The 24051-nt window shown below is 64.3% G+C and carries 22 protein-coding genes; 7 read left to right on the top strand and 15 right to left on the bottom strand.

Annotated elements, in window-relative coordinates:
* Nucleotides 1-69 precede the first annotated feature (69 nt).
* The 7 genes from ACW5W4_RS09415 to pspA all read right to left on the bottom strand — a co-directional run bounded on the left by ACW5W4_RS09415 (nt 70) and on the right by pspA (nt 5262).
* Complete coding sequence (locus tag ACW5W4_RS09415) at nt 70-408, bottom strand: 4a-hydroxytetrahydrobiopterin dehydratase (protein ID WP_427262364.1); 339 nt, start codon at nt 406-408, stop codon at nt 70-72.
* Nucleotides 409-453: 45 nt separating this feature from the next.
* Nucleotides 454-1248, bottom strand: coding sequence for a phenylalanine 4-monooxygenase (gene phhA, locus ACW5W4_RS09420; protein WP_456689197.1), 795 nt, complete (start codon nt 1246-1248; stop codon nt 454-456).
* Nucleotides 1249-1434: 186 nt separating this feature from the next.
* Nucleotides 1435-2472, bottom strand: a complete 1038-nt coding sequence (locus tag ACW5W4_RS09425; RefSeq protein WP_456689198.1) for a YcjF family protein — start codon at nt 2470-2472, stop codon at nt 1435-1437.
* Nucleotides 2473-2531: 59 nt separating this feature from the next.
* Complete coding sequence (locus ACW5W4_RS09430) at nt 2532-3947, bottom strand: YcjX family GTP-binding protein (RefSeq protein WP_427262367.1); 1416 nt, start codon at nt 3945-3947, stop codon at nt 2532-2534.
* The gene (gene pspC, locus ACW5W4_RS09435; protein WP_456689199.1) at nt 3944-4348 is read right to left on the bottom strand and encodes an envelope stress response membrane protein PspC; all 405 of its coding nucleotides are present in this window, start codon (nt 4346-4348) and stop codon (nt 3944-3946) included. The genes ACW5W4_RS09430 and pspC overlap by 4 nt, the downstream gene beginning before the upstream one ends.
* On the bottom strand, nt 4345-4581 hold the full coding sequence (pspB, locus tag ACW5W4_RS09440; protein ID WP_041994160.1) for an envelope stress response membrane protein PspB: 237 nt from the start codon (nt 4579-4581) through the stop codon (nt 4345-4347). Before pspB ends, pspC begins: the two co-directional genes overlap by 4 nt.
* A gap of 3 nt (nt 4582-4584) precedes the next feature.
* A complete protein-coding gene (gene pspA, locus ACW5W4_RS09445) occupies nt 4585-5262 on the bottom strand; it encodes a phage shock protein PspA (protein WP_456689200.1) in 678 nt (225 codons plus the stop codon).
* 195 nt (nt 5263-5457) lie between these two features.
* On the opposite strand from pspA, the gene pspF reads away from it, so the two are divergent.
* The 6 genes from pspF (at nt 5458) to ACW5W4_RS09475 (ending at nt 12121) form a co-directional block, all read left to right on the top strand.
* Nucleotides 5458-6516, top strand: coding sequence for a phage shock protein operon transcriptional activator (gene pspF / locus ACW5W4_RS09450; protein WP_456689201.1), 1059 nt, complete (start codon nt 5458-5460; stop codon nt 6514-6516).
* A 63-nt stretch (nt 6517-6579) separates the two neighbouring features.
* Nucleotides 6580-8175 carry an ABC transporter substrate-binding protein SapA gene (gene sapA / locus ACW5W4_RS09455; RefSeq protein ID WP_456689221.1) on the top strand — a complete coding sequence of 532 codons (1596 nt, stop codon included), beginning with the start codon at nt 6580-6582 and terminating at the stop codon, nt 8173-8175.
* 78 nt (nt 8176-8253) lie between these two features.
* Nucleotides 8254-9213, top strand: coding sequence for an ABC transporter permease (locus tag ACW5W4_RS09460; RefSeq protein ID WP_408795381.1), 960 nt, complete (start codon nt 8254-8256; stop codon nt 9211-9213).
* Nucleotides 9214-9248: 35 nt separating this feature from the next.
* Complete coding sequence (locus ACW5W4_RS09465) at nt 9249-10142, top strand: ABC transporter permease subunit (protein WP_408795379.1); 894 nt, start codon at nt 9249-9251, stop codon at nt 10140-10142.
* An 82-nt stretch (nt 10143-10224) separates the two neighbouring features.
* Nucleotides 10225-11223, top strand: a complete 999-nt coding sequence (locus ACW5W4_RS09470) for a peptide ABC transporter ATP-binding protein (RefSeq protein ID WP_456689202.1) — start codon at nt 10225-10227, stop codon at nt 11221-11223.
* Nucleotides 11224-11320: 97 nt separating this feature from the next.
* Complete coding sequence (locus tag ACW5W4_RS09475; protein WP_456689203.1) at nt 11321-12121, top strand: peptide ABC transporter ATP-binding protein; 801 nt, start codon at nt 11321-11323, stop codon at nt 12119-12121.
* Between the two features lie 133 nt (nt 12122-12254).
* Here ACW5W4_RS09475 and miaE read toward each other — a convergent pair whose 3' ends face one another.
* Nucleotides 12255-13022, bottom strand: a complete 768-nt coding sequence (gene miaE / locus ACW5W4_RS09480; RefSeq protein WP_456689204.1) for a tRNA isopentenyl-2-thiomethyl-A-37 hydroxylase MiaE — start codon at nt 13020-13022, stop codon at nt 12255-12257.
* 152 nt (nt 13023-13174) lie between these two features.
* On the opposite strand from miaE, the gene ACW5W4_RS09485 reads away from it, so the two are divergent.
* Entirely contained in the window at nt 13175-13774 is a 600-nt protein-coding gene (locus ACW5W4_RS09485) for a Yip1 family protein (protein WP_456689205.1), read from the top strand.
* A 79-nt stretch (nt 13775-13853) separates the two neighbouring features.
* On the opposite strand, the gene purF is transcribed toward ACW5W4_RS09485, so the two are convergent.
* The 7 genes from purF to ACW5W4_RS09520 form a co-directional block, all read right to left on the bottom strand.
* On the bottom strand, nt 13854-15374 hold the full coding sequence (gene purF, locus ACW5W4_RS09490) for an amidophosphoribosyltransferase (protein WP_427262376.1): 1521 nt from the start codon (nt 15372-15374) through the stop codon (nt 13854-13856).
* An 18-nt stretch (nt 15375-15392) separates the two neighbouring features.
* Nucleotides 15393-15884, bottom strand: a complete 492-nt coding sequence (locus ACW5W4_RS09495) for a CvpA family protein (RefSeq protein WP_041994188.1) — start codon at nt 15882-15884, stop codon at nt 15393-15395.
* A gap of 124 nt (nt 15885-16008) precedes the next feature.
* Entirely contained in the window at nt 16009-17598 is a 1590-nt protein-coding gene (locus tag ACW5W4_RS09500; RefSeq protein WP_456689206.1) for an AbgT family transporter, read from the bottom strand.
* 234 nt (nt 17599-17832) lie between these two features.
* A complete protein-coding gene (gene serS, locus ACW5W4_RS09505) occupies nt 17833-19128 on the bottom strand; it encodes a serine--tRNA ligase (RefSeq protein WP_456689207.1) in 1296 nt (431 codons plus the stop codon).
* Between the two features lie 212 nt (nt 19129-19340).
* Nucleotides 19341-20684, bottom strand: coding sequence for a replication-associated recombination protein A (locus ACW5W4_RS09510; RefSeq protein WP_456689208.1), 1344 nt, complete (start codon nt 20682-20684; stop codon nt 19341-19343).
* 70 nt (nt 20685-20754) lie between these two features.
* Entirely contained in the window at nt 20755-21363 is a 609-nt protein-coding gene (lolA, locus tag ACW5W4_RS09515) for an outer membrane lipoprotein chaperone LolA (RefSeq protein ID WP_408795359.1), read from the bottom strand.
* Between the two features lie 55 nt (nt 21364-21418).
* Nucleotides 21419-23917: a DNA translocase FtsK 4TM domain-containing protein gene (locus ACW5W4_RS09520; RefSeq protein WP_456689209.1), complete on the bottom strand. Its 2499-nt coding sequence runs from the start codon at nt 23915-23917 to the stop codon at nt 21419-21421.
* Nucleotides 23918-24051: the final 134 nt, after the last annotated feature.

A 24051-nucleotide genomic window follows, 5' to 3' on the forward strand; every position in this document is an offset into this window, starting at 1 on the left:
GCCCGCCCCGATCTGCTCCGGGCGGGCCCGCCGTCATGACGCCGGGGCATGGACCCCGGCGGCCTGATCCTAGTCAAGCAGCGCGTCGGTGCGTGCCGCCATGATGAAGTCGTTGCGATGCAGGCCATGGATCTTGTGGGTCCACCAGCTCACGGTCACCTTGCCCCATTCGGTCAGGATGCCGGGGTGGTGAAATTCGGCCTCGGCCAGCTCGCCGACCCGGTTGGTGAAGGCCAGCGCCTCCTTGAAGTTGCGAAAGGTGAACTCCCGGCGCAGTTGCAGCGCCCCTTGTTCGCTCACCGGCTGCCAGTCGGGCAGGGCGCGCATCAGCTGTGCCAGCTCCTCCTCGCTCACCCTGGGGGCATCGGCCCGGCATGCCTCGCAATGCTGGTTTGCCAATTGGGACATCTCTCTCTCCTGTTTGCTATGACGAAAACGACGTGACGGGCGGCCCTAGCCGGCGGCCCTGCCCGGTTTGGGGGGATAGGCGGGGGCGAACAGCCCCAGCGCCCTCGCCTGCGCCAGACTGGCCAGTATCTCCTCCCGGGTCAGCTGGTAGAGGCTGTCCAGGCTCGGCAACACATAATAGATCGGCTGCATGATGTCGATGCGATAGGGGGTGCGCAGCACGTCCAGCAGCCGGAAGGGCTCGAGACGCGGCCTGCCCGACAGGGCATAGCTGGTCTCGCCGATGGAGGAGAGGATGCCGCCGCCATAGATGCGCAGCCCCTCCGGGGTCTGGAGCAGACCGAACTCCACGGTGAACCAGTAGAGCCGCGCCAGGAAGACCCGCTCCTCCTTGCTGGCCGCCAGCCCCAGCTGGCCATAGGTGTGGGTGAAGTCGGCGAAGGCCGGGTTGGTCAGCATGGCGCAGTGGCCGAAGATCTCGTGGAAGATGTCCGGCTCTTGCAGATAGTCCAGCTCCTCCCGGCGCCGGATGAAGGTGGCCACCGGAAACTGGCGATGGGCGAGCAGGTCGAAGAAGCGGTCAAAGGAGATGAGCGCCGGCACCGCCACCACGGACCAGCCGGTGCAGGGGGTGAGCACGGCATTGATCTCGCCGAGCTGGGGGATGCGATCCCGGGGCAAGTCGAGCAGGCTCAGTCCGTCCTGGTACTGGCGGCAGGCGCGCGCCTCGAGACAGGGCAGTTGGCGCTCGATCAGGGTTTGCCAGGTGGCATGCTCCTCCTGGCTGTAAGCGATAAGCCCCTGGCCATCTGGCTGGTGGGCGTGGTAGTGAGTTCCCATGCTGGCATCCTGCTGCAGCTGTGGCCATGGTGCCCCCCTGCCTTCCATGCCGCCGACGGAGTGATGGCGAGGGGGCGAAAGCGGCACCTCATGGGATCACTGTAACGATTTGCCTCCTGAAAAAGCAGCCGACCCTGGGTCGGCTGCCTGCGGCTGAATGTAAAGAAAATGTGACAGGTCAGTCTGTCAGGGCGCGGGGCGCTCGCCGTTGAGGTAACCCGCCAGCTTGCGCACCAGCCCCTTGCGCATCTCCGAGAGTCTGGGCTTCTCGTCGGCACACCAGGGCAGCGGGCGGCAGGCCTCCATGGTCCGCAGGCCGAGGCGGGCGGTGAGCAGGCCGGCCCCCACCCCCTGCGCCGCCCGGGCGGAGAGCTTGGCGGTGAGCTCGGCCCCCAGCAGATCCATGCCCACCTCGGTCACCAGCTCGGTGGCGCCGGCGTAGAGCATGTTGCGAAACACCTGGCGGATGAGGCGAATGCGGCTCCAATAGCCCAGCTCGATGGCGTAGACATCGGCGATGTCCTCGATCATGCGCAGGTTGCGCCACAGCATCAGCATCATGTCGACGGTGGCGAGCGGGCTCAGGGCCACCAGCACGGCGGCCTCCCCCGACCATTTCGCCACCCTGGCCTGGGCCAGCTTGTCGCGCTCGGTCAGCACCAGCTGGCTGTAGAGGGTCAGCACCTCCCGATCGCTGTGGCTCTCGTCCTGTTGGGCGAGCCAGGTGCGATACCCCTCCCGCCCCTTGTCGCCGCTCTTTGCGGCCAGGGCCTCGCAGAAGGCCTGCCCCTGCCCCACCCCCTGATGGGCCAGCAGATCTTCGGCCCGGGAGCGTACATCCTGGCGCCGCTTGAGCCTGCGCAGCCGCAGCCACTCGCGCCCCGTCACGGTGGCGGTGCCCACCAGCACCAGGCCGGAGGCCAGCAGCCAGGCCCCGCCCCAGAGGGGAGATGCGGCAAACTGATCCACCAGGAAGGCACCAAACTGGCCCAGGGACAACAGGCCGACCGCCCCCAGTCCCCAGGCCAGCACGCGGTGGCGACGGCGGGGCCGCACCCTCAGCGCGGGTTTGACCTCGGTCAGGGGATCCAGGGCTTCCAGGGCCTCGAAACTCGCCTCTTCCAGCAGGCGAGCCCGGGCCAGGGGCGCAGGCTCGGGGGAGGAGATCGTCTCCTCCAGCACGATCCGGCCCTGCAATCCGGGCTTGTGGCCAGCGTCACTCATGATGATTCTCCTCGTGCCGCCTGGGACTCAGGGGCATGGATCCGGGGCGCCTTGCCCGGTTATTCAAGCTTGTCGCCAAGCAGAAACTCCAGGGCCGCATCCAGCCGAATGTGGGGCATGGCCTGATGGGGGCTCATCGCCAGGGGGCGAAAGGCCTGAAAGTCGAACTGCTGCCCCTGCCACCAGCCTGCGGGCGGGATCTGGGCCGGCACCTCGCCCGGGAAGAGCAGCAGCGGCTCACCGGCCAGGCTGGTGCCCTTGATGGCGGGAAACTCGCGCCCGCCCGCCATGCCCCTGCCCGCCTCGGTCGCCTTGATGGACGCCAGGGCCAGGCACTCGGTCGCGATGCCTTCGAAGCGGGCCTGACCGCGCCCCTGCTGCACCAGATGCTGCAACAGGGAGACCAGGGGACCATGCTGCTCAGGGGTGACGTGATCGGCCTTGCTCGCCACGAACAGCAGCTTGTCGATGCGCGGGGCGAACAGGCGCCGCCACCAGTTGCTCTTGCCGTAGGCGAAGCTCTCCATGATGCGGGCGATGGATTGCTGCATGTCGGCGAAGCTCTCGGCCCCGGCGTTGAGGGGCGCCAGGCAGTCCACCAGCACGATCTGGCGATCGAAGCCGGCGAAATGCTGCTCATAAAACCCCTGCACCAGATGCTGCTTGTACTGCTCGAAGCGGCGGCCCAGGGTGGCATAGAGGCTATCCTCGGCCGGGGTGCCCACGGGGGGATCCCAGACCCAGGGCACGAACTGGAGCATGGGCGCCCCCTGGTATTCGCCGGGCAGCACGAAGCGCCCCGGCTGAATGAGGTGCAGGCCGAGTTCGTCCTTGCAGGCATGCAGATAGGCGGTGTAGCGCTCGGCCAGGCGCGCCACCTCCCCCTCGTCGAAGGGGCGATCCGGCTGCCAGGGCTCCCCCTGCTCGGTCCGCAGCCAGGGGGCCGCCAGCGCCGCCAGGGCAGGACGCGTGAGCTGCTCGCGCACCTGCTGGCTCCACTGGCCGTAGCTCAGCGCCAGCAGGGGCAGATCCAGCAGCCATTCGCCGGGATAGTCCACCAGATCCAGATAGAGGGTCGAGACCTCGCCCAGGTGACGGCGCAGGGGATGGCGGGTGCGATAGCGCAGCTCGAGACGCACCTCGGCCACGCCGCGGGTCGCCTCGGGCCAGGCCGGCGGCTCGGCGAACAGGGCGCCCAGGCCCCGTTCATAGGCAAAGGTGGGGATCTGGGGGTTCTGCTGGGGAACCCGGCGGGCCCCCAGCAGCCGCCCCTGGCGCGCGGCATCCCACAGGGGCAGACGGCCATCGACGGCGGCCCGCTCCAGCTGATGGACCAGGGCCGTGATGAAGGCGGTCTTGCCGCTGCGCGACAGCCCGGTCACCGCGAGTCGCAGGTGGCGGTCGCGTACCCGGTTGACCGCGTCCTCGGCCTTGTGCTGCAAGGCCGAGAGCTTTCTCTCCAGTGTGCGTATCAAAGTTTGTTGAATTCTCGCTGCAGGGTGAACTCCTTGGAGGTCACCAGTTTCTCGATCTGCTGGACCCTGGGTTCGAGGGCGGCCAGCTCGCGACTCACCTTCTCCATGGCCTGGAGCGGCGTCATCCCCGCCTCCCAGCTATGGGCTTTCATCCGGCTCTCCATGGGAGCCGGCTCCGGGGTCAGCAGCACCGGCTTCTTGTCGAGCAGGAACCAGGCCGCGATGTAGGCGGTGAAGGTGATGAAACCGGCGAAGATGAGGCCGCTGATGGCGAGCAGCCGCACTATCCAGATCTCGACCCCGAAGTAGTCGGCGAGGCCGGCACAGATCCCGGCGATCCGCCCCTTCTGGGGGTCACGATAGAGGTTGCGGCGCTGTTCCTGTCCGAACGAGTGACTCATACCCGATTCCTCCAGCCGGGCACTTCGGCATCCAGAATGGACTCCAGTGCGCCGACCCGCTCCTGCATCTTGTCTGCGGTTTGCAGCAGACCCTGCAACTGTTCGCGCTCGTTATCGGCCAGGCCGACCCCGATCCGCCCCTTGGCCCGGTAGTGCAGCACCAGCCAGATGGGTGCCACCACCACCATGAAGACGATGATGGGCGTCACGAATACCCCAAGAATGTCTTCCATCCATTACTCTCCCTGCTTGCCGTCACTGCCCTGGCCCATCTTCTGGCGCAGGGCTTCCAGTTCACGGCTGATCTGATCGTCCACTTCCAGCTCGGCAAACTGGCTGGCCAGGGTCTTGTCGGACTGACCCAGATCGGCCCGCGCCTCCATCTCGTCGATGCGACGCTCCATGCGATCGAACTTGTCCACCACCCCCTGGCTGCCGCCCCGGGCGACCTGGCTCTGCACGTTCAACCGGCTGCTGGCCGCCTCGCCACGGATCGCCATGGCTTTCTGGCGGGCGCGGGCATCTTCGAGCTTGGCCTCGAGCTGGCGGATCTCGTCGCCCAGCTTCTCGATGCCGGCATCCACCGCCTGGCGCTCACGTGCCAGGTTGTCGCCGAGCTCGGCCTGTTTCTTCTTCTCGATGAGGGCGGCGCGGGCTAGATCTTCCCGTCCCTTGGCGAGGGCCAGCTCGGCCTTGCCCTGCCACTCGTCGACCCGCTCCTGATGGCGGGCGACCTGGCGACCTATCTCTTTTTGCTCGGCCAGGAAGCGGGCCAGGTTGGAGCGCTCCTTGACCAGTTCGTCTTCCATCTCCTGGATGATGAGGCGCACCATCTTCTGGGGATCTTCCGCCTTGTCCAGCAACGCCGTCAGGTTGGAGTTGATGATGTCGGCCAACCGGGAAAAAATGCTCATGATGAGACTCCTGTGATTGCATGGGTGAGTGACGCTGGGAATACAGCAACCATCATGCCAATCTTTTGAATCAACTTAACTCTATGATTTATATCGGCATACTATGTTACACCGACTCGAATGCAAACGGACAGGTGATAAAAATAGCCAACTCTTGGTAAGATTGACCAGCTTTTATCAATCACAGGGATCATCATGACCACGGCCACGGAAAGCCTGCTCGGCGTGTCGAACGCCTTTCTCGAGATAGTTGAACAGACCTCTCGCCTGGCGCCCCTGCGCAAGCCCGTGCTCATCATAGGGGAGCGGGGCACCGGCAAGGAGCTGATCGCGCACCGCCTACATTATCTCTCGCCGCGCTGGGATCAAAGTTTTGTCACCATCAACTGCGCCACCTTGAGCGAGAGCCTGCTGGAAACCGAGCTGTTCGGCCACGAGGCGGGCTCCTTCACCGGCGCCGCCAGGCGCCATCAGGGCCGTTTCGAGCGCGCCGACGGCGGCACCCTCTTCCTCGACGAGCTGGCCACCACCAGCGCCCGGGTGCAGGAGAAGCTGCTGCGGGTCATCGAGTATGGCGAGTTCGAGCGGGTGGGCGGCGCCAAGGCGCTCAAGGTGGACGTGCGCCTGGTGTGCGCCACCAACGAGGATCTGCCCGCCCTGGCCGAGCGCGGCGATTTTCGCCATGACCTGCTCGATCGGCTGGCCTTCGACGTCATCACCCTGCCCCCCCTGCGCGAGCGGCAGGATGACATCCTGCTGCTGGCGGAACATTTTGCCCACGGCATGACCCGGGAGCTCGGCTACGAGCTGTTTGCCGGCTTCTCCCGGGAGGTGAAGGCCCTGCTGCACGACTACCCCTGGCCCGGCAACGTGCGGGAGCTCAAAAACGTGATCGAGCGCAGCATCTATCGTCAGGGCAACCCGAGACTGGCCCTGGCGGAGCTGGTGCTCAACCCCTTCGACTCCCCCTGGCGTCCCCGCAGCGCGCGCCAGCCAGCCACCTCCCAGGCAGGCCCGGGCTGGGAGGTGGCTGAAGCGGAGACAAAAGAGGCCCATGATGCCGGGTTGCCGACCCTGCCTTGCGACCTGAAAACCCAGGTGGCGCGGGTCGAAGTGGATTTACTCAAGCAAGCGATGCGACAATCCCAGTATAATCAGCGCAAAGCCGCCCAACTGCTGGCCCTGAGTTACCACCAGTTTCGCGGCATGCTGCGCAAATACCAGCTGCTGGACGGGGACAATGACCCCGCCTGAGAGGCCGATGATCCCGGGTCATCCGCCTCACCAACCTGCTAACGACATGGTTTCACAATGAGAATGCTCAAACCACTGCTGCTCGCCAGTCTCGTGCTGCTCGGCGGGTGTCAGAAACAGACGGAGGCCTCCAGGACGGGGCTCATCTACTGTAGCGAAGGGGCTCCCCAGACCTTCAACCCCCAGCTGGCCAATTCCGGCGCGACCCTGGATGCCAGCGCCCGCCCCCTCTACGATCGGCTGCTGGAGTCGGATCCCGCGACCCTGGCCCTGCGCGGCGGCCTGGCCCTCGACTGGGCCGTGAGCGAGGACGGGCTCACCTATACCCTGAACCTGCGCCAGGATGTGTTGTTCCATCACACCGCCTGGTTCTCCCCCAGCCGCCCCTTCAATGCCGACGATGTGGTCTTCACCTGGCAGCGCCTGCTCGACCCTCAGCACCCCTACCACGCCGTCTCCGGCGGCCAGTATCCCTATTTTTCCAGCCTCGGGCTGGATCAGCTGCTGCGCCAGGTGCGCGCCAATGGCCCCCATCAGGTGGTGTTCGAGCTTAACCGCCCCGATGCCTCCTTCCTCGCCACCCTGGCGAGCGACTATGCCGTGGTGCTCTCCGCCGAATATGGTCAGGCCATGCTGGCCGCCGGGACCCCGGCCCTGCTCGACAGCCGCCCCATCGGCACCGGGCCGTTTCGCTTCAAGGCCTATCGCCACAACGAATTCATCCGTTTCGAACGCCATCCCGGCTACTGGCGTGGCCCGGCTCCCCTCGAGCAGCTGGTCTACGACATCACCCCCAAGTCCTCCAAACGCCTGGCCAAGCTGCTTACCGGCGAGTGCGACGTGATGAGCTACCCCTCCGCCAGCCAGCTGTCGGTGATCCAGCAGCATGATGATCTCACCCTGGCGGTGCAGCCCGGCATGAACGTGGCCTTCCTGGCCCTCAATACCCGCAAGGCGCCCTTCAACAAGGTGCAGGTGCGCCAGGCCATCGCCAGTGCCATCAATGTGCCCAACCTGTTGCAGGCGGTCTATTTCGGCACGGGCCAGAGCGCCAACAGCCTGCTGCCGCCGCGCTCCTGGGGATACGATCCCAGCTCCCCTGTCCGCAAGCCGGATCTGGCCCGCGCCCGCACCCTGCTGGCGGAGGCAGGCCTGCCCCAGGGCTTCGAGATGCAGGTGCTGGTGGGACCGGGCTCGCGCCCCTACAACCCGGATGCCCTGAAGACGGCCCAGCTGATCCGCAACGATCTGGCGGAGGTGGGAATAAAGCTGCGCATCGTGCAGCAGGAGGATCCCGTGATCGAGCAGCGCCTGCGCAAGGGGAACTACGACAGCCTGCTGTCGGGCTGGATGGCCGACAACGCCGACCCGGACAACTTCTTTCGCCAGTTGCTCAGCTGCAGCGCCGTGGCCCAGGGCAACAACGACAGCCGTTGGTGCAACCCCGCCTTCGATCAGCTGCTCGATGACGCGGTCGGCAGCGGCCAGCTCTCGTTTCGGCTGCGCAACTACTATTACGCCCAGCGCATGCTCAACGAGCAGTTGCCGCTCATCCCCCTGGCCCATGCCCTGCGCATCCAGGCCAGCCGCAAGGATGTGCTGGGGCTGGAGTTGATGCCCTTTGGCGGCACCTCGTTCAACCAGGTGCACAGGAAATGACCATGGTGCTCTCTTGCCGCGCGCCGGGCTCGCCGCCCCGGTTCACATTCCCCATCATCCACAGGCGGAGGGACTGACATGCTGCTCTACATAGTGCGCCGCATCAATCTGCTGCTCATCACCCTGCTGGCGCTGACCCTGGTCGCCTACCTGCTCGACTATCGCCTGCTCGGTCAGCAGCCCGGTTTCTGGGGGGGCTACCCCGACTTCCTGCGCCACATCTTCGCCGGGGACCTGGGGGTCTCCAGCGTCTCTGGGCGCCCCGTGCTCGACGAGATCTACCACTACTTCCCGGCCACCCTGAGCCTGTGCGTCGCCGCCTTCGCCATCTCCCTGCTGGTGGGCATACCCCTCGGCACCCTGGCCGCCCTCTATCAGGGGCGCGGGCTGGATCTCTCCATCATGACCGCCGGCCTCATCGGCTATGCGGTGCCCGTGTTCTGGCTGGCCCTGCTGATGGTGATGTTCTTCTCCCTGGATCTGGGCTGGCTGCCCGCCTCCGGTCAGCTCAGCCTGCTCTATGACGTGCCGTCCATCACCGGGGTGGCCCTGGTCGATGTGCTGCTCAGCCGGGAGCCCTGGCGCGAGGCGGCGCTGCACGATGCCCTGCGCCACATGATACTGCCCTCCCTGGTGCTGGCCGTGGTGCCCACCACCGAGGTGATCCGCCACGTGCGCAGCTCCCTCATCGACGTGATGAAGCAGAACTACATCAAGGCCGCCGCCAGCCGCGGCCTCTCCCGCCGCCAGATCGTCTGGCGCCATGGCCTGAAGAACGCCCTGCCCCCCGTGCTGCCCCTGCTCGGGTTGCAGCTGGGCAGCGTGCTCACCTCCGCCATGATCACCGAGGTGGTGTTCGACTGGCACGGGATCGGCCGCTGGCTCATCAACAGCATCGCCCTGCAGGATTATGCCGCCATCCGGGGGGCCACCCTGGTGGTCGCCGGTTTCGTCATCTTCATCAGCGTCAGCACAGATCTGCTCACCACGCTCATCTACCCGGCGCGGCGCAAGGAACTCTATGCAAAACAAGACTGAACGCGCTCATGGCATGAGCGGGAGCGCCCTATCCCATGCAAGATAAAGCCAACCTCTACCCCGAGCTCAAGATCCTCTCGCCCCTGGCGCAGACCTGGGTCTCCTATCGACGCAATCCCCTGGCCATGGCCGCGCTCTGGTGCTTCGCCGCCCTGCTGCTGCTCACCCTGATAGGCCCCCTGCTGGTGCCCTACGGCATGGACGAGCAGCACAGCGAGCACCTGCTGCTGGCCCCCTCCTGGGCCAGCAGCGGCAACATCGACTTTTTCCTCGGCACCGACGATCTGGGGCGCGACATACTGTCACGGCTGGTGATTGGCGCCCGGCTCACCTTCGGCTATGCCCTGGGGGTGGTGGTGATCGCCATGGTGGTCGGCACCCTGATCGGCATGCTGGCCGGCATGAGCAAGGGGCTCAAGTCGAGCGTGCTCCATCACCTGCTCGATACCCTGCTCTCCATCCCCTCCCTGCTGCTGGCCATCATCATGGTGGCCATCCTGGGGCCCGGTCTCGGCAACACCCTGATCGCCATCACGCTGGCGCTGATCCCCCCCTTCATCCGTGCCACCTACAACGCGGTGCACACCGAGATGCAGAAGGAGTACATCATCGCCAGCCGCCTCGACGGCTCGCCCCCCTGGCGCATCATGCGTCTGGCGGTGCTGCCCAACATAGTCGAGACCCTGGTGGCCCAGACCACCCGCACCCTCTCCGCCGCCATCCTGGACATCTCGGCGGTGGGCTTTCTCGGGCTGGGGGCCCAGTCGCCCCAGCCGGAATGGGGGGCCATGCTGGCCGACTCCAGCGATCTCATCTATCTCGCCCCCTGGACCGTGACCCTGCCCGGCATGGCCATCCTGTTCAGCGTGCTCATCACCAACCTGGTGGGAGAAGGGATCCGCGAAGCGCTCAAAGAGGGGAATGATTGATGATGCCCTTGCTCGATACCCACCCCCTTGCCCAGGTCCCCAACCCGTGCCTGGCACCCAGCCGCCATGAGGAGCGCCACTGATGCCCCTGCTCGATATTCGCAATCTCACCATCGAGATAGACACCCCCCAGGGCAAGGTGAGGGCGGTGGACAAGGTGAGTCTCACCCTGAACGAGGGGGAGATCCGCGGCCTGGTGGGCGAATCTGGCTCGGGCAAGAGCCTGGTGGCCAAGGTGATCGTCGGCATCCAGAAGGACAACTGGGTGGTGCGCGCCGATCGGATGCGCTTCAATGACATGGATCTGCTGACCATGGAGCCGAGGGAGCGGCGGCGCATCATGGGCCGCGAGATCGCCATGATCTTCCAGGATCCCACCAGCTGCCTCGATCCCTCCGAAGTGATTGGCACCCAGCTGGAGGAGGCCATCCCCACCAGCGCCTTCAAGGGCAAGTTCTGGCAGCGCTTCCAGTGGCGCAAGAAGCAGGCCATCGCCCTGCTGCACCGGGTCGGCGTCAAGGATCACCGCAAGGTGATGCGCGCCTACCCCCACGAGCTCTCCGACGGCATGTGCCAGAAGGTGATGATCGCCATGGCCATTGCCAACCAGCCCCGCCTGCTGGTGGCGGACGAGCCCACCAGCGCCATGGAGTCCACCACCCAGTCCCAGATCCTGCGGCTGCTGGACAAGATGAACAAGCTGGGCAACACCACCATCCTCATCATCAGCAATGACATCGCCGCCATCGCCAACCTGACGGACAACATCAACGTCATGTATTGCGGCCAGATGGTGGAGGTGGGGACCCGGGAGCAGATCCTCACCTCCCCCCACCACCCCTATACCCATGCCCTGCTGCAATCTATTCCCGATTTTGACAAGCTGGTGCACCACAAGTCGCGGCTCGAGACCCTGCCTGGGGTCATTCCCCCCTTGCAGCATCTGCCCATCGGCTGCCGGCTCGGCCCGCGCTGCCCCCATGCCCAGAAGCTGTGCGTGCAGACTCCCTTGATGAGCAAGGTCAAGGGCCATCAGTTCAGCTGTCACTTCCCCCTCAACATGGAAGATCCAAAGAAATGACGGCCCATCATGATCTGGTCACCCCCCAGGTTGCCCCCCTTCACGCCAGGGCCGGGATCCTGCCCCCGCCCTTTTTGCCGACCCCGGAGTCATCGCCGTGCTGACTGAGCCCACTCATCCCCCCTCACTGCTCCAGGTCAGGTCGCTGAGCAAGACCTACCAGAACCGCACCGGCCTGTTTCGCTCCCGGGCCGTGCAGGCGGTCAAGCCGCTCTCCTTCGATCTCGAGGTCGGCCAGACCCTGGCCATCGTCGGCGAGGCCGGCTCCGGCAAGAGCACGCTCGCGCGGATCCTGGCGGGCATGATTGAACCCTCCAGTGGCGAGATCCACATCGAGGGCCAGCTGATGCGCCACGGGGATTATCAGGCGCGCTGCAAGCTGCTGCGCATGATCTTCCAGGACCCGAACTCCTCCCTCAACCGCAAGATACGGGTGGGCCAGATCCTGGAGACGCCGCTGCGGTTGAACACCGAGATGAGCGAGGAGGAGCGCCAGGAGAAGGTGATGCAGACCCTGCGCATGGTGGGCATGCTGGCGGATCACGCCTTCTTCTATCCGCAGATGCTGTCGGCGGGACAGCAGCAGCGGGTCGCCCTGGCCCGGGCGCTGATCCTCAACCCCAAGATAGTAGTGGCCGATGAGGCCCTCTCGACCCTGGACATCTCGGTGCGTTCCCAGATCATCAACCTGTTGCTGGAGATGCAGGAGACCATGGGGCTCAGCTATGTGCTGGTGGCCAACGATCTCGGGGTGGTGAGCCACATCAGCGACGAGGTGCTGGTGATGCACGACGGTCAGGTGGTGGAGCGGGGCAAGACCCTCAAGGTCTTTGCCGATCCCCAGCACGAGGTGACCAAGAAGCTTATCCAGAACTACAACAACGAGTATCGCCGCTGACCCCTGCCGCCTCCGGCGGGCGGCAGACCCTTCCTGGTTTTTTCCCAAAAAAATCCCGGCACAGTGGCCGGGGATCGCGCTCAAAACAGTCTGTGTCGCTCGTCGTCAGGAACCTGTGCAAGCATAGGGGCACCTACGAGGCAGCACCACTGTCAAGTCTGACAGGCAGGCCGCTGTGAAAGCGGAACTGTTCATCGGGCGTGAGGATGAGACTCGCCTCCAGGGCGCCGAAGAAGGCGATCCGCTCATCGATATTCTCCCCCGCATATTGCTCGGCCAGGGCCAGATAGTCCTGATAGTGACGGGCCTCGGAGCGCAGCAATGAGGTATAGAAGCGGCCAAGCTCCTCATCCAGATGGGGGGCCAGCTTGGCGAAGCGCTCGCAGGAGCGCGCCTCGATGAAGGCCCCTATGATGAGCTTGTCGACCACGGCGGCGGGCTCGTGGTGGCGCACATGCTGCATCAGGCCCCGCGCGTAGCGGGAGGCGGTGACAGGGCCATAATGGATGCCCCGCGCCGCCATCAGCTCGAGCACCTGCTCGAAATGGTGCAGCTCCTCCTGGATGAGGCGCACCATCTTCACCAGCAAGTCGTTGCGTTCGAGCTCCTCGAACACCGTCCTCTCCTCCTCCCCCATGGTGCGCTTGCCCAGGATCTGCGCCTTCTCCGGCAGGGCATCGAGCTCGCGATAGAAATCGAGCTTGGGCAGCAGGTGGCGCTTGCCCTTGGGCAGGCAGTAACGACGCACCAGGCTGTGGGCGGTCAGGGCGGCCTTGTTCTCGCAGTTGGCATGATCGATGAGCAGGGTCGGCAGCTGAGCGGGATCCCGTGCCACGGCAATCCACTCATCCGGGGTTTCACAGTGCAGAAATTGGCGAACTGGCGCGAGCAAGGCGTCCATCGAATGACCTCGAAACGGGATGGGGGCGCCATGTTACCGGATCTTGGCGGCGAACTCGAGTCCGGCCCCCGCCTTGACGATTAACCGATCATTAACAATAACTAATGGCAAGGCAAACCAGCCGGGGTTCGCCATATTTAGGGGTAAATACCATGATCCTGAACCACATATGGGGGCTCTACGCCCACCCGAAAGATGAGTGGCACGATATAGACGACCACCAGGAAACCGTTAGCCACAGCCTCACCCACGTCGCCCTGATGGCGCTGATCCCCGCCCTGTGCAGCTACTTCTCGGCCGTGCATCTGGGTTGGCAGGTGGGGAACGGCGAGCCCATCATGCTGACCATGCGCAGCGGCATCTGGATGGCGAGCGCCATGTACCTGGCCCTCATCGTCGCCGTCATCCTGCTGGCGGTGCTGGCCCTGTGGATGGCCCGCACCTTCGGCGCCGACCCCAACATGTCCCAGACCCTGGAGCTGGCCGCCTACACCGCCACTCCCCTGTTCATGACCGGCTTCGCCGCCCTCTATCCGGTGATGTGGTTCATCATGCTGGTGGGTCTGCTCGGCCTCGCCTGGTCCATCTACCTGCTCTATACCGGCATCCCCATACTGATGCACATCCCGGAGGAGCAGGGCTTCATCTATGCCAGCTCCATGGTGACCTGCGGCCTGGTGCTGCTGGTCTGCCTGATGGCGGGCACTGTACTGGTCTGGGACTGGGGACTGGGCCCCGTCTTCACCAGCTAGTGTTGCGGGACAACCATAAAAAACGGAGGCCATCGGCCTCCGTTTTCATTCATGCGCCGGGGCGCAGCCTGTAAAACGTTTAACTGCCTTCGTTAAAGATTTCCAGGTTGTTGGTCTCTTCATTCCACTCACGCACCGCCTTGCTGTCGTCGTTGCGCAGGGAGTTGAGGTGATCCAGGTAGGCCTGATCCACATCGGCGGTCACATAGTTGCCATTGAAGACCGAGGTCTCGAAGTGGCGCAGCTCGGGGTTGAGTTCGCGCACCGCCTCTTCCAGATCTTCCAGATCCTGGAAGATCAGGCCATCGGCGCCGATGAGCTTGCACACCTCTTCCACTTCACGGCCATGGGCGATCAGCTCGTTGGCAGTGGGCATGTCGATGCCGTAGACGTTGGGGAAGCGGATCTCGGGGGCGGCGGAGGCGAAGTAGACCTTGGCGGCGCCCGCTTCCCGTGCCATCTGGATGATCTGCTCCGAGGTGGTGCCGCGGACGATGGAGTCATCCACCAGCAACACCTTCTTGCCCTTGAATTCCGAGCTGATGGCGTTGAGTTTGCGGCGTACCGACTTCTTGCGCTGGGTCTGGCCCGGCATGATGAAGGTGCGGCCGATATAGCGGTTCTTCACGAAGCCCTGACGGTACGGCAACCCCAGGGTGTGGGCGATTTCCAGCGCCACGTCGCAGGAGGTTTCCGGAATGGGGATGACCACATCCACGTCCAGATCGTCCCATTCCCGGGCGATCTTCTTGCCCAGCTTGCGGCCCATGTTGAGGCGGGCGGCATAGACGGAGACCTTGTCGATGCAGGAGTCCGGGCGGGCGAAGTAGACGTACTCGAAGATGCAGGGGTTGATCTGGGGGGCATCGCTGCACTGCTCGGAGAAGAGCTGGCCCTGCTCGGTGATGTAGATGGCCTCGCCCGGGGCGACGTCGCGCACCGTCTCGAACCCAATGGCGTCAAGGGCCACGCTCTCGGAGGCGAGCATGTACTCCAGCTGGCCCTGCTCGTCGACCCGGCGGCCCAGGATCAGCGGGCGAATGCCGTTGGGATCCCGAAAGCCGATGAGGCCGTGGCCGATCACCAGGGAGACCACGGCGTAGGCGCCACGGATCTGCTGGTGGGTCTTGCGCACCGCGGCGAAGATGTCTTCCGGACGCAGCGCCATCTTGTCGCACAGATCCAGCTCGTGGGCCAGCACGTTCAACAGCACTTCGGAGTCCGAGGTGGTGTTGATGTGGCGGCGGGCCACCTTGAACTGCTGCTCTTTCAGATCCTTGGCGTTGGTGAGGTTGCCGTTGTGGGCCAGCACCATGCCGTAGGGGGAGTTGACGTAAAAAGGCTGGGCTTCCGCGGCACTGGAGCTGCCTGCGGTGGGATATCTGACATGACCTATGCCGATATGCCCTTTCAGTCGCTGCATGTGACGCACTTCAAACACGTCCTTCACCAGGCCGTTGGCCTTGCGTTGCCGGAAGTTCCCACTGTCAATGGTCACGATCCCGGCGGCGTCCTGGCCCCTGTGCTGCAACACCGTCAAGGCGTCGTAGAGGGCCTGATTGACGGGGGTGGTGCCAACTATACCGACAATACCACACATGTCCTTGCTACCTCGAAGTCACTGTACCTGTTTAAGAAAACTCGATGAGTTCTGCATGAAATCAAAGAACCACTGGATGACCAACCCGAATTCGGGGATCAGCCGGGACCCCGTCCACCAGTCGGCCTGGGGCAGGCTGGTGAAGGTATCCATAAAAAACAGCAGGGCGCTGACGATGAGCGCCCCGCGCAGGGCACCGAAGCAGACGCCGAGCACCCGATCCGTGCCGGAGAGCCCCGTCTTGCTGACCAGCTCCCCCACCACATAGTTGACGATGGCCCCCAGGATCAGGGTCGCCACGAACAGGGCGGCGATGGCCAGGCCATTGCGCAGCAGTTGATCCGTGATGGAGGTGAAGAAGACGGCGAGATCGGAATAGAAGTTGCTGGCGATAAAGAAGGCAACAAACCAGGTGACGAGGGACATGGCTTCCTTGACGAAACCACGCACCAGGCTTATCAGTGCGGAGAGGGCCACTATGCCCAGAATTGCATAATCAATCCAAACCATGAGTCGTTCGTGTGTCCTGCAAAATTGCGGCGAAGTCTAACAAAAACGATTGCGAATTGCTTGGGAAACTTCTCGTCTCCCCCGCCAAAAGACGAAGGGGCGCCCAGTTGGCGCCCCTTCTCCCTTAGCCTGCCACCGGGTAGAGGGTGGCCGCCCCCGGGCCCACCGGCAGGCCCAGCACGAACACCCAGAGGTAGAACAGCAGGCTCCAGCCCACCAGGAACACCAGGGTATAGGGCAGCATGGTGGCGATCAGCGTACCTATGCCGAGGGACTTCTGATAGCGCACCGCCACCGCCAGGATCAGGCCAAAATAGCTCATCATGGGGGTGATGATGTTGGTCACCGAATCACCGATGCGGTACGCCGCCTGGATCACCTCGGGGGAGTAGCCAATCAGCATCAGCATGGGCACGAAGATGGGGGCCGTGACCGCCCACTGGGCCGAGGCCGAGCCTATCATCAGGTTGATGACGGCGCACATCAAGATGAAGCCGAAGAAGAGACCCGGGCCGGTCAGGCCCAGAGCCTGCAGGGCCCCTGCCCCCTTGACCGCAAACACGGTGCCGAAGTTGGTCCAGGAGAAATAGGCCACGAACTGGGCCGCGAAGAACACCAGCACTATGTACATGCCCATGGTGCTCATGCTGCTCGACATCGCCTGGATCACCTCCTTGTCGCTCTTCATGGTGCCCACCACCTTGCCGTAGACGAAGCCGGGCACGGCGAAGAAGACGAAGATGAAGGCGACGATGCCGTGCAGGAAGGGAGAACCCGCGATGGCGCCCGTCTCGGGATGACGCAGGATGCCGTCCGCCGGCACCACCGTCAGGGCCAGCAGACCACTCACCACCAGCACGGCCGCCAGGGCCGACCAGAGCCCGCGCTTCTCCCGGGCACTCAGGGCCTCGGCCTGTTGATCCAGCACCACGCTCGCCTCGCTGGCATCATACTTGCCGAGCTTGGGCTCGACGATCTTCTCGGTCACCCAGGCGCCCAGACCCGTGATGAGGAAGGTGCTGACGAACATGAAGTACCAGTTCACCTCGGGGCCGACCACATAACCGGGATCGATGATGCGGGCCGAGATCTGGGTGATGCCGGCCAGCAAAGGATCCACAGTGCCCAGCAGCAGGTTGGCGGAGTAGCCGCCGGACACGCCGGCAAAGGCCGCCGCTAGCCCCGCCAGGGGATGGCGCCCCAGGGAGTGGAAGATCATGGCCGCCAGCGGGATCAGCACCACGTAACCGAGCTCGGCCGCCGTGTTGGACATGATGCCGGCAAAGACGATGGTCAGCGTGACCATGCGGCGGGAGGCGCTCATCACCATGCCACGCATGGCGGCGCTGAGCAGACCCGAGTGTTCGGCGATGCCGACCCCGAGCAGGGCCACCAGCACGGTCCCCAGAGGGGCGAAGCCGGTGAAGTTGGTCACCAGGTTGGAGACGATCCGTTGCAAGCCTTCGGCGCTGAGCAGGCTGACCACGGTGATCATGCCGTCCGCGCTGCGACCGGGCGCCCCTTCCGGGCGTGGATCCACCACGCTGACGCCAAACCAGGCGGCGATGCCGGAGGCCAGGATCAGGGTGAGGGAGAACAGGGCAAACAGGGTGATGGGGTGCGGCAGCAGGTTCCCGAGCCACTCAACACCGCTGAGAAAGCGGTTGAACAGGCCTGGGCGTGCGGGTGCCAGCTGTGTCGTCCTCGACGTCATTCATTACTCCTTATCCATTTGAAACATGCTGTCGGCCGGTGCAGCCGATGCGCCTGCGTTTCTGATGAACCTGAGCAAGGACGGAGTGCACACCCTGATCACCGGACCGAGCCAATCCCTGATGAATTGACCGCGAGCCTTTTACCGTCAGTTAACTGAATGGAATATGAATGAGAATGTTAATAACAAAAAAGCCATGGCGAGCCATGGCTTTTAACATGCAATGGAGGCCAATCAACCGATATGGGTCAGGCCGCCCATGTAGGACTGCAGCGCCGCCGGGATGGCGATACGGCCATCGGCCTGCTGATAGTTCTCGATGACCGCCACCAGGGTGCGACCCACCGCCAGGCCGGAGCCATTGAGGGTGTGCAGCAGCTGGGGCTTGCCGTCGATGCGCACCCGCGCCTGCATCCGGCGCGCCTGGAAGTCGGTGCAGTTGGAGACGGACGAGATTTCGCGGTAGGTATCCTGGGCCGGCAGCCACACTTCCAGATCGTAGGTCTTGGCGGCGCAGAAACCCATGTCACCGGTGCACAGCGCCATCACGCGGTACGGCAGCTCCAGCAGTTGCAGCACCTTCTCGGCGTGACCCACCATCTCTTCCAGCGCATCCCAGGATGTTGCCGGGTGAACCAGCTGCACCATCTCGACCTTGTCGAACTGGTGCATGCGGATGAGACCCCGGGTATCACGGCCATAAGAGCCGGCTTCGGAGCGGAAGCAGGGGCTGTGGGCCGTCATCTTGATGGGCAGCTCCTGCTCGTCGAAGATCTCGTCGCGGGCCATGTTGGTGAGCGGCACTTCGGAGGTCGGGATCAGGGAGAACTTGCGCATCTTGCCCTCGTCTTCCCCTTCGCCCTCGATACCGGTGTTGAACAGATCTTGCGAGAACTTGGGCAGCTGACCGGTGCCGTACAGGCTGTCCGGGTTGACCAGATAGGGCACGTAGCACTCGGTGTAGCCGTGCTGCAGAGTGTGCAGATCCAGCATGAACTGCGCCAGGGCACGGTGCAGGCGGGCAATCTGCCCCTTCATCACCACGAAGCGGGCACCGGAGAGCTTGACGCCGTTCTTGAAGTCAACACCCTTGGCCGCCTCGCCGAGATCGATGTGATCGCGCACCGGGAAATCGAACGTGCGCGGCGTGCCCCAACGACGCACTTCGACGTTGTCGCTCTCGTCACGGCCCACCGGGGTGGTGTCGCTCGGCAGGTTGGGGGTAGCGTCGGCGATCTCCTTGATATCCCGCAGCAGGGCCTCGAGCTCGACCTTGCTGGTTTCCAGCTCGTCGTTGATCTTGGTCACCTCGGCCTTGAGCGGCGCCACGTCTTCACCCCGACGCGCAGCCTCGCCGATGGACTTGGAGCGGGCGTTGCGCTCGGCCTGCAGCTCCTGGGTGCGGGACTGCAGATCCTTGCGCTTCTCTTCCAGAGCATTGACCGCCGCTACGTCCAGAACGTAGCCACGTGTCGCCAGACGAGCGGCAGCGTCGTCGATTTCGCCGCGCAGATATTTGGGATCCAGCATGGTTTACCTACTTTTTTAAAATGGGATCTGGGCCCGGGTCATCATGATTGGGCAAAAACACAGATCCGGGAGTTAACATCGGTTGGCGCACCCCTATCGTCTTCACCATCGGGCATCAACATCGGCCCAAGAAATCAAGAAGATGGCGCAAGGCCGAGACAAGCGGGGTCAGAGGGGCAGTGTATCAGACCGCCCCCCCGCCCGAACAGGGACTATTTGTGCCGTTTACGGGGGCTCTGCCGGTCCAACCCCTGCAAATACGCGAGTTTTTGCGCTATCTGCTTCTCGAGGCCACGCTCGGTCGGCTCATAGTAGCGAGTCCCGGCCAGCTCGGTGGGGAAATACTCCTCCCCGGCGGCATAGGCCCCCTCCTCGTCGTGGGCATAGCGGTACTCGGCGCCATAGCCGAGCTCGCTCATCAGCCTGGTGGGGGCGTTGCGCAGGTGCGGCGGCACCTCGAAGTCCGGCAGATTCTTGGCGTCATTGAGCGCCGCCTTCCAGGCGGTGTAGACCGCATTGCTCTTGGGGGCGCAGGCAAGATAGACGATGGCCTGGGCGATGGCCCGCTCCCCTTCCGCCGGGCCGACGCGGTGGAAACAGTCCCAGGCCGACAGCGCCACCTGCATGGCTCTGGGGTCGGCGTTGCCCACGTCTTCCGAGGCAATCGCCAGCAGGCGGCGGGCGATGTAGAGGGGATCGCAGCCGGCGCTCACCATGCGGGCATACCAGTAGAGGGCGGCATCCGGTGCCGAGCCGCGGATGGACTTGTGCACCGCTGAGATGAGGTCGTAGAAGTGATCCCCCCCCTTGTCGAAGCGTGCCACGTGCTCCCCCACCACGGCGGCGAGCAGGGCGCTGTCGATGAGGCGCTGCCCCTGGCCGTCGGCTTCGGCCATGTCGGCCAGCAGCTCCAGATAGTTGAGGGACTTGCGCCCGTCCCCATCCACGGCTTTGGCCAGCGCCACCTTCACCCCGGGGGCAAAGGTGAGGCTGGGGTCATTGAGGCCGCGAGGCTCGGTCATCGCCTGATCGATCATGGCGAGGATGTCCTCCTCCTCCAGCCGCTTGAGCAGGTAGACCCGGGCCCGGGAGAGCAGCGCGTTGTTGAGTTCAAACGAGGGGTTTTCTGTGGTGGCGCCGATGAAGGTGATGGTGCCGTCTTCGATGTGGGGCAGGAAGACATCCTGCTGGCTCTTGTTGAAGCGGTGCACCTCATCGACGAAGAGGATGGTGCGCACCCCACGCCAGCTGTTCTCTTTGGCCTTGTCGATGGCGGCGCGGATCTCCTTGATGCCGGAGGTGACCGCGGAGAGCCGCTCCACCTCGGCCTGGCAGTAGTGGGCCATCAGTTCGGCCAGCGTGGTCTTGCCGGTGCCGGGCGGCCCCCACAGGATCATGGAGTGGCAGTGCCCCGCCAGGATCGCTTTTCGCAGGGGCTTGTCGGGCCCGAGGATATGCTGCTGGCCTATGTACTGGTCGAGGGTTTGCGGCCGCATCCGGGCCGCCAGCGGACGAAAGTCCGACGAGAAATCCAGGGACAAGTTGCTCATCTGCATCGACCGCTCTGGGTTGTGGCGACCGCCCACTTGGGGCGGCCTGACGAAGATTCCAGTGACAGGCGCACCATCAGCGTTGGTCGTCCAGCTGGGCCCCCTTGGGCATCTTGAACACGAACTCGCTCCCCTTGAGCGCCGGTTTGCGGTTGAAGCGGCTGAGGGTGAATTCGCTCCACTGCCCCTGGGCCTCTTTCACGTCGAAGCGTTCTATATTGTCCTGCCGATCGAAGCTGACCCGGAAGGAGGCGATCAGCTCATCCTGGTTGCGGCTGGTGACGGTGAACACATTGCCCTGACGCACCACGTCGTAGTGCTTCCAGTACTTGTCATCGCCGCTGGCGATCAGGATGAAGGGGGTATTGACCACGGCGTCCTGCAGCTTGAGGGCGGTGACCTGCTCGACGAAGGGATCATAGATCCAGACATCCTTGCCGTCCGCCACGATCAGGCTCTCGTCCGGGCTCTGGGTATGCCAGTTGAAGCGATTGGGTCTGGACACCAGCAGGTCGCCGCTCGCTTTTTGCAGCTCCTTGCCCTTGCTGTCATAGACGGTCTGCTGGAACCGGGCGGAGAAGAGGTTGACCGCCGCCAGCTTCTGTTTGAGATCGCTGGCCGCATCGGCCCAGGCCTGGCCGCTGGCGATGAGCAGCACAGTGCCCATCAGTAAGGTTTTTTTCATAGGGTCTCTCGCTAAAAGGCCACGCCCCGAGGGCATGGCCAGAATACCACTGCGGTTAATCGCGCACCGGGGGCGGTGCCAGCACGTCGCGCTGGCCGTTGCCGCCCGGGCTGCTGACGATGCCCTGATCCTGCATCTGCTCGATGAGACGGGCCGCCCGGTTGTAACCTATCTTGAACTTGCGCTGCACGCTGGAGGTGGAGCCACGGCGCGATTCCACCACGAAGGCCACCGCCTCGTCGAACAGGGGATCCAGCTCCTCGTCGCCGCCGCCGTACTCGCCGCCACCGCTGCCCCCCTCTTCCGACTCGCCGGAGAGGATCTCGTCGATGTAGTTCGGCTCGCCCCGCAGTTTCCAGTCCGCCACCACCTTGTGCACCTCGTGGTCATCGACGAAGGCGCCGTGAACCCGGGTTGGGTTGGAGGTACCGGCCGGCATGTAGAGCATGTCCCCCATGCCGAGCAGGGATTCGGCGCCGCCCTGATCCAATATGGTGCGGGAATCTATCTTGCTCGACACCTGGAAGGAGATCCGGGTCGGGATGTTGGCCTTGATGAGGCCGGTGATGACATCCACAGACGGGCGCTGGGTGGCGAGGATGAGGTGAATGCCGGCGGCCCGCGCCTTCTGGGCGATACGGGCGATCAGCTCTTCCACCTTCTTGCCGACGATCATCATCATGTCGGCAAATTCGTCCACCACCACCACGATGTGGGGCAGTTTTTCCAGCTCGGGCGGCATCTGATCCATGGAATCGCCCGGGCGCCACAGGGGATCGAGCAGGGGATCGCCCGCCTCGATGGCGGCCAGCACCTTGTCGTTGTACCCCTTGAGGTTGCGCACCCCGACCGCCGACATCAGCTTGTAGCGGCGCTCCATCTCGCCCACGCACCAGCGCAGGGCGTTGGCGGCATCCTTCATGTCGGTCACCACCTCGGTCAGCAGGTGGGGGATCCCCTCGTAGACCGAGAGTTCCAGCATCTTGGGGTCGATCATGATGAAGCGCAGATCGTCCGGGGAGGACTTGTAGAGCATGGAGATGATCATGGTGTTCACCCCCACCGACTTGCCCGAGCCCGTGGTACCGGCCACCAGCAGGTGCGGCATCTTGGCCAGATTCACCACCACGGGTTCCCCCGCGATGTCCTGGCCCAGCCCCATGGTGAGCGGATTGTGGCTGGCCGAGAAGGCCTCGCAATCCAGGGTCTCGCGCAGGTAGACGGTCTGACGTACCCGGTTGGGCAGCTCGATGCCGACATAGGTCTTGCCCGGGATCACCTCCACCACCCGCACACTGCTGGCGGACAGCGAACGGGCGAGATCCCGCGACAGGTTGGTTATCTTGCTCGCCTTCATGCCAGGGGCCAGATCCAGCTCGAAGCGGGTGATGACGGGGCCCGGATAGACGCCGACCACCTTGGCCTGCACGTTGTAGTCCGCCAGCTTGGCCTCCACCAGGCGCGCCATGCGCTCCAGCTCATCCGGGCTCATGGACTGGGTCTTGACCGGGGGGCGATCGAGCAGTTCCAGGCTCGGCAACGGTGCCATGCCAGCCATGGCGGTGCGCCGGGAGACGGGGCGGGCTGCGGGGGCCGGGCTCGGCGCCTCGTCCCCATTGTCGGCCCAGGGCAGATCCATCTCCTCTTCCCTGGCCATGACCACGGGCTGGCGGGGACGCGGGGCGCGCCTGGGCGGGGCTGGCTGATCGTCCTCGTCGTCGAAATCGGGATCGAACTGGAAGGTATCCTCGTCGAGCTCAGGGAGCCAGTCATCGGATTTGGCCGCCTTGCTCCCCTTCGCCGGTTGGGACGCCTTGGTACGGCGCACCCAGCCGCCATGGGGCTCATCCTCCTCATCCTCCAGCGCCAGGGCGCCGGCGCTGCCTTCCAGCAGGGGATCCGGCCCTTCAAAACGGGGCTGGCGCCAGCCGCCGTTCAACCAGTTGCCGAGGGTGGTGGGCAGGTGATAGAGGGCGGATACACCGCCGGTACAGGCGCTGCCGAGCCGCTCGACGATGGTGAGCCAGGACCAGCCGGTAAACAGGGTGATGCCGGTGGCCACGAAGCAGAGCAGCATCAGGTTGGCCCCCACGCCGCCAAACAGCGGGATCACCGCGGAGGCGATCACATCGCCGACCAGGCCGCCGGCGGAGAAGTTCTGCATGTCGTTGAAGTTCATGCTGGCAATGGCCGACATGCCGAGCACGGTCAGCAGGAAACCGACGATGCGCACCGACAGGGTCAGGTAGTCCACGTCCAGCAGCCGGCTCGGCCGCCAGAACAGGCTCCAGCCCAGCAGCACCATCAGGGGGGGCACCAGATAGGAGAAGGCTCCGAAGGTGAACATGGTGATATCGGCAATCCAGGCGCCGGCGCTGCCCGCCAGATTCTTCACCTCCCCCTGCCAGGAGGTCTGTGACCAACCGGGATCGGCGGGGTGATAGGTGAGCAGGGCAAGCAAGAGGTAGGCGGCCAACAGCGTGATGGCGATCAAGACGGCTTCGAAGATCCGTTGGGTGCCTGATAATGGAGTAAACAGCTTTTTCTCGGCCAAACTCCGGCTCCTTTCTGAAAACATGGTAACGCATGGGACAAGGGGGCCCAGTATCCCTGAAAATCCTATCGCTTGTCAGCCTGCGTACCCATTGACGCGACAAGTCCGACAAGCAGAAACGAGCGGACCTGCCG

This window comes from Aeromonas crassostreae, from assembly GCF_054052445.1.